Origin of the sequence: Thiohalocapsa sp., assembly GCF_019695415.1 — a bacterium.
GTDB lineage: Bacteria > Pseudomonadota > Gammaproteobacteria > Chromatiales > Chromatiaceae > Thiohalocapsa.
Genome location: NZ_JAIFKJ010000046.1, coordinates 1 through 1,972, shown reverse-complemented (window position 1 = coordinate 1,972; position 1,972 = coordinate 1). Strand labels below are relative to the sequence as shown.

The window sequence follows — 1,972 nt, the reverse complement described above, 5'->3', positions numbered from 1 at the left end:
CCGGGCGCCCGGCGGTGGGCCGAGCCCGGCGAGCAAGGCTGCGGTGGGGAGTTCAGAAGTACGCCGACGGCGTCGGCCCGGCGGGTTGGGCTGGCTGTGGTCGCAGGGTGCATCGGACATTGAGCTTGGGTCATTCAACCTCTCATAGCGCATTCAAATAAAAAATATTGATGGCCGCGGCGCCGGCCGGGTGGGCGAGATTCTTCAGCGTTTCCGATAAGCGTCGCTTATCGCAAGCGCCCGAATCGCGCGCATCTGCCCACCGTTGTCGGCGGGGTTACGTCACGTCCTCCGGATGGTCGAGCACGGGGTCAGCCGAACCTCTCACATGGGATGTACACGCGTGGGGCGCGCCATCAAATCAGTTTCATTGGGCATCTGACCCGTGGGCCATCCCGTGCGCTGCCTCGGAGACTAGAAACGGATCTCCAAAGGGATCTGAGGTTGATTCGGAGGTCAGCGCAGGGAGGGCGCATGCGTTACCCCTGTCGTCGTTGTTGCTCTACTCGGTGGCGCGCTCCTCCGCGGATTGGGTAGTCGGTCTCAGGCACCGCATGGCGGCGGTGACGAGAACAGTTTATCGACGGCGAAGACCTTGCCTTGTCCCTGGTGCCAGAGGCCTTTGGCGAGTCGGCGCATGAGCTCGACGATGTGCTTGCCCTTGCAGGCGCCGGGCCGTTGGCTCTTGGCGCGGAACCAACGCGCGACGATAGGCTGTTGGGCAATCAGGCGCAGGGCGGCGAAGTAGAGGTAGTAGCGCACCTCGGGGGCGCCGCGCTTGGTGATCTTCAAGCGCCCTTGGTGTTTGCCGCTGCTGTGCTCTTTGAGATTCAAGCCGAGCGCCTTGAGGTAGCTCTGCGCGGTGGGGTAAGCGCTGGGTGCACCGAGATGGGCGTGCAGCACCGCGGCGCTCACCGCGCCGATGACCTCGGCCATGGGCTGGAGTGTGTCGTCCGCTGCGACCTGCGCCGTCACGGCAGTGGTGAGCCGGTGCAGCTCCTGGCGCACCGCGAGCAGGTCGCTGCCCAAGGCGCGCAGTTGCGCGTTCTCCTCGGCCAGACAGGGCATGCCGAGGGTGGTACGCGCACTCTCAAGGATGGCCTCGATGCGCAGCGCATCGAGCTTGCCGCGGCTGGCCGTGCGGATGACCTCAGCGCCGCGATGAGCGAAGGCGCACAGGTAGGTCGGCGAGCCGACCGCAGCGATCAGCGCGGCCGCCGTGACGCTGTTGAGATCGATCAGCGCGGCGAGCTCCGGCCAGTGGCGGCTGAGCAGCGCTTCGAGGCGGTTGCGCTGGCGCTGCTGGTAGCCCTTGAGTTGCTCAAGACGCTGGACCTGCGCGTTGAGCGCGCGGCGCTGCTCATCGAGCTGCTCCCAGCGGCGGCTGCGCCCATGCAGATGCAACAGCGCGATGAGGTCGGCCGCCTTGGCGTCATGCACACTGGGCACCCCGTCGTAGACCTCCGCGCTGTCGTGGACGTGCTTGCTGCTGACGCGGAACACCGCGATGCCGCGCGCATGCAACTGCCACCGCAACGCATCGCCGTAGCTGCCGCTGGATTCCATAACCACCGCCAGCTCAGCGCCCGCTTGCAGCGCTACCAGAGCATCCAACACCAGGCGCGTCTGCACCGGGTGGCGCCACTTGACGCGCGCGAGCAACTCGCCACTGTCGAGCGTCACGGCAGCCACGAAGTCTTCTTTGGCGACGTCCACGGCAAACACCACCTGCGCGCCGCAGGCGCGCTCGCACAGCTGCGTCCAGTCAACGGCTTGGCAATCTCGCACCCGATATCTACCTTTACTCATGGGGGACACCTCCGACTTCACGGGTTACACCGACAAGTGTCGTACTTGCCGGCCGCGACATGAGGGTCCCCCGCGTTTTTTGGGCTCCGGTTACTTGGTTATAACTGACTAGATGCAGTAGTTGGACGGTCGTCAGGGTGCGTCCCGCGGGGCGGCTGGCAAG

Annotated in this window: 1 protein-coding gene; it reads right to left on the bottom strand. The window is 65.7% G+C overall.

Going from position 1 to position 1,972, the window contains the following annotated elements; genetic code table 11:
* Positions 1–543: 543 nt before the first annotated feature.
* Complete coding sequence (locus I6U14_RS00555) at positions 544–1,809, bottom strand: transposase (RefSeq protein WP_296896004.1); 1,266 nt, start codon at positions 1,807–1,809, stop codon at positions 544–546.
* Positions 1,810–1,972: the final 163 nt, after the last annotated feature.

Bases quoted from the DNA above. Each gene is read 5' to 3' on its own strand.
- I6U14_RS00555 (WP_296896004.1), bottom strand. From the start codon at position 1,809: ATGAGTAAAGGTAGATATCGGGTGCGAGATTGCCAAGCCGTTGACTGG.